Consider the following 4268-nt stretch of genomic DNA (forward strand, 5'->3'; position numbering starts at 1 on the left):
GCGCCCCGCCACCCCCCCCGCCCCCCGGGCCCCCCCCGGGGGGGCCCGCCCCGGGGGCCCACCACTCGGCGACGTACTGGGTCGGGGTCGCGCCGTCGGCGCCGACGCTCATGCGCGAGTAGGCATCATGGCGCTGCACCGAGTCCCAGTAGCGCACCCAGGTGGTGACATCGAGGAGTTCGGAGTTGTCGGTGATGTTCTGCTGCACGGCCGTGTATGCCTCGTTGACCAGTCTGACCCCGGTGGTCGGCGGCACCAGCTGGGGAACGGCGCCGACGAGTTCGGTGCCGAGCAGGGTCAGCCCGGCCAGCGGATTCGACAGTGTCGCCGTGGCCAATTCGGTGATGCTCGCCGGGTTCAGCACCGTCTTCACGACCGTGGTGACGGCGTTGAGGCCGATCATGCCGACCTTGAGCAGCGCCTGGAAGGCGGCGTTCACATCGAGCTGACTGCGCGGGTCGGAGGCGTCGGCCAGGCGCTGGGAGATCGACTTCTTCGGCGAGAGCGACAGATCCGCGAGCGTGCTGCCGGAAATGTCCTCGTTGACCACCGTCGACGCGGTCTTGATGGACGTGAACGCCAGTGCCTGCGCGATCGAGACCAGCGACCCGATCGGATCACCACCGGAGAGTTTCACCTGGCTGACCAGGTTGGTCACCGCGCGCATGATCGGCGCGCCCTGCGGCGCGTCGCACGCGAGATCACCCGTCGCGCAGAAACTTGCGACGCGCCCGGTGAGCTTGCCGAAGTCGGCGGCCTGGTCGGTCCGGGTACCGAGCCCGCCACCGGGTGCCACGGCCTGCCGGACCGCGGCGACGTCGTCGAGCGTGTCGCCGGAGGTTCCCGGCGCCGCGGTCGGCGTCGTCCGGTCGGGCGCGCCGGGGAACAGCGGCGCGTTCGCGCTGCGGGTCGGGTCGGCGAACAGGGCGACCGCGGCGATCTTGTCCGCGGGCACCGAGCCCTGCCCCGACCCCACTTCCTGGGCGAACAGCGAGGCCACGTGGGCGCCTTGGGAATACCCGACCACCGCGACCCGCGAGTCCGGGCAGCGCTGGAGCACCTGAGTGGTCATCGACCGCAGTCGCGCGAGTCCACCGTCGACCGATTCCGTGTAAGGCACCGCTCCACCCGGCACCGCGCCACCGAAGCCGGCCTCGTAGGGCACGTAGGCCCGGTCGACCAGACCCGGCTCCGCGGCCTTGGCCAGCAGCGGCCGGAACACCGTGGACAGCATGCCGGTGTCGGTACTCGGCGCCGCGTCCGGTGACGATTCGCCTGTGCCCTGAATCCCCAAGGCGTACAGTGCCGGACACGCCGAGATCGACACCTGCGTGGAAGGAGCGCCGGAGGCACCCTCGTCCGCGGCGGCAACGCCTGCCGATGCCGTCACCGAAGCGACGGCGAACGCGATCATCGTCGCCGTGAGTCGTGTCGTGCACCGAGCCATATCGATCCGCATCACAGTCCGTTTCGGCTGACCAGTGGAGCGTTGAAACGCAGTAAACCGTAACAGATTCCGGGACTCCCAACCGCTGCCCAAAGTGGCCCTTTCACTGCCCCCGGCAAACCCCGTTGTCTCAGCAATCTTCTGGCGATCGGGTGGGCGCGGAAAAAGGCCCGGGCACCGTCGCGAACGACGGTGCCCGGGCCGGAATTCGGGGTCAGGCGGCGGAGGTCACCCGGTAGACGTCGTACACGCCTTCGACATTGCGCACGACATTGAGCAGGTGGCCCAGATGCTTCGGGTCGCCCATCTCGAAGGTGAACTTGCTGATCGCGACGCGGTCGCCGTGGGTGGCCACCGAGGCGGACAGGATGTTGACCTTCTCGTCGGCCAGCACCTTGGTGACATCCGACAGCAGCCGGGTGCGGTCGAGCGCCTCGATCTGGATGGCGACCAGGAACACCGACGACGGCGACGGCGCCCACTCGACGTCGATGATCCGTTCGGCCTGTGCCTGCAACGATCCGGCATTGGTGCAGTCGGTGCGGTGCACGCTCACCGCGCCACCGCGGGTCACGAAGCCCATGATCTCGTCGCCGGGTACCGGCGTGCAGCATTTGGCCAGCTTCGCCACGGTGCCCGAGGCACCGGGAATGAGCACGCCGGCGTCGCCGGTGACCCGCTGCCTGCTGGGCGTGGTCGACGGCGTCGACCGTTCGGCCAGCTCGTTCTCGACGTCACCGATGCCACCGAGCTGGGCCATGAGCCGCTGCACGACATGGTGCGCGGACACCTGGTGCTCGCCGACGGCGGTGTAGAGCGCGGAGATGTCGGAGTAGTGCAATTCGTGCGCGACCGCGGTCATGGCGTCGACGCTCATCAACCGCTGCAGCGGCAGCCCGACGCGGCGCACCTCCTTGGAGATCTGCTCCTTGCCGCTTTCGAGCGCTTCCTCGCGCCGCTCCTTGGCAAACCACTGGCGAATCTTGGCCTTCGCGCGTGGCGAGACGACGAAGTTCTGCCAGTCCCGGCTCGGTCCGGCGTTCTGCGCCTTGGAGGTGAACACCTCGACGACTTCGCCGTTCTCGAGCTGCCGTTCCAGCGCGACGAGCCTGCCGTTGACCCTGGCGCCGATGCACTTGTGCCCGACCTCGGTGTGCACGGCGTAGGCGAAGTCGACCGGCGTCGACTTCTGCGGCAGCGTGATCACGTCGCCCTTGGGCGTGAACACGAAGATCTCCGGCGATTTCAGGTCGAAGCGCAGCGATTCGAGGAACTCGGCCGGGTCGGCGGCTTCCCGCTGCCAGTCGAGCAGCTGGCGCATCCAGGCCATGTCGTCGACCTCGGCGGCGTCACCGGAGTGCTTGCCCTTGGTCTCCTTGTAGCGCCAGTGCGCGGCGATGCCGAACTCGGCGGTGCGGTGCATGTCCTGGGTGCGGATCTGCACTTCCAGCGGCTTGCCGTCGGGGCCGACGACGGTGGTGTGCAGCGACTGGTAGACGCCGTAGCGCGGTTGCGCGATGTAATCCTTGAACCGGCCCGCCATCGGCTGCCACAGCGAGTGCACGACGCCGACGGCGGCGTAGCAGTCGCGGACCTCGTCGCACAGGATGCGCATGCCGACCAGGTCGTGGATGTCGTCGAAGTCCTTACCCTTGACGATCATCTTCTGGTAGATCGACCAGTAGTGCTTGGGCCTGCCTTCGACGATCGCGTTGATCCGCGAGGCGGCGAGGGTGTTGACGATCTCGGCGCGCACCTTGGCCAGGTAGGTGTCGCGCGAGGGCGCGCGGTCGGCGACCAGGCGCACGATCTCGTCGTACTTCTTGGGGTGCAGGATCGCGAAGGCGAGGTCCTCGAGCTCCCATTTGACCGTGGCCATACCGAGGCGATGCGCCAGCGGCGCGATCACCTCGAGGGTCTCCTTGGCCTTCTTGGCCTGCTTCTCCGGCGGCAGGAAGCGCATGGTGCGCATGTTGTGCAGCCGGTCGGCGACCTTGATCACCAGCACGCGCGGGTCCCGCGCCATGGCGATGATCATCTTGCGGATGGTCTCGGCTTCGGCGGCCGAGCCGAGGTTGACCTTGTCGAGCTTGGTGACGCCGTCGACGAGGTGGGCGACCTCCTGCCCGAACTCCTCTTTGAGCTGGTCGAGCGAGTAGCCGGTGTCCTCGACGGTGTCGTGCAGCAGGGCGGCGACCAGCGTGGTGGTGTCCATGCCGAGCTCGGCGAGGATGTTGGCGACCGCCAGCGGATGGGTGATGTACGGGTCGCCCGACTTGCGGAACTGCTTGGCGTGCCGTTCGTCGGCGACGTCGAAGGCGCGCTGCAGCAGCGCCAGATTCGCCTTCGGATACAGCTCCCGGTGGACGGTGGCCAGCGGTTCCAGGACCGGCTTCACCGCCGCGATGCCGCGCTGACCGGTCATCCGGCGCGCGAGCCTGGCCCGCACACGCCGCGAGGCGGAGCTGGGCACGGAGGCGGTCGGGGACTGTTTGGGGGGTTCGGGCTTCTTCCCCGGGGCACCTTGGCTTGGCGTGGCGCCGGTGGGTTCCTGCGCGACCTTCGCCTGGCCGGGTTGTACCGTCATGCCACCACCTCTCGCACAGTACTCAGACCTCCCGGCCGAGTGCTGCAAAACCTGCCCAGACCACCAACTTTACAGCGTGCCCAGATACCACGATGGTCTCCAGCCACCGCCCTTTTCGGGCGTCGTCGGGGGGGGGGGCAAAGGGGGGGGGTGGGTGGGGTTTGGGGGGTGCCCCGGGGGGGTGAGCGCGCCCAAACTCGGGGGGGGGGGGCCGGGGGCCGCCCCCCCCGCGGG

General features: G+C 68.8%; 2 protein-coding genes. Both read right to left on the bottom strand.

What is annotated here, in order from left to right:
* Positions 1-1414, bottom strand: a 1414-nt coding sequence (locus tag ACFWPJ_RS10135) for a cutinase family protein (protein ID WP_378849378.1), incomplete at its 3' end; no start/stop codon positions are given.
* Positions 1415-1661: 247 nt separating this feature from the next.
* Positions 1662-4034 (bottom strand): RelA/SpoT family protein, encoded by a 2373-nt coding sequence (locus ACFWPJ_RS10140; RefSeq protein WP_378849380.1) that lies wholly within the window; start codon positions 4032-4034, stop codon positions 1662-1664.
* Between the last annotated feature and the right edge of the window lie 234 nt (positions 4035-4268).

Source organism: Nocardia sp. NPDC058497 (assembly GCF_042720195.1).
In the GTDB taxonomy this organism is placed as follows: Bacteria; Actinomycetota; Actinomycetes; order Mycobacteriales; family Mycobacteriaceae; genus Nocardia.

Excerpts from the sequence above, each read along its gene's own strand:
- ACFWPJ_RS10140 (WP_378849380.1), bottom strand. The coding sequence starts at position 4,034 with ATGACGGTACAACCCGGCCAGGCGAAGGTCGCGCAGGAACCCACCGGC.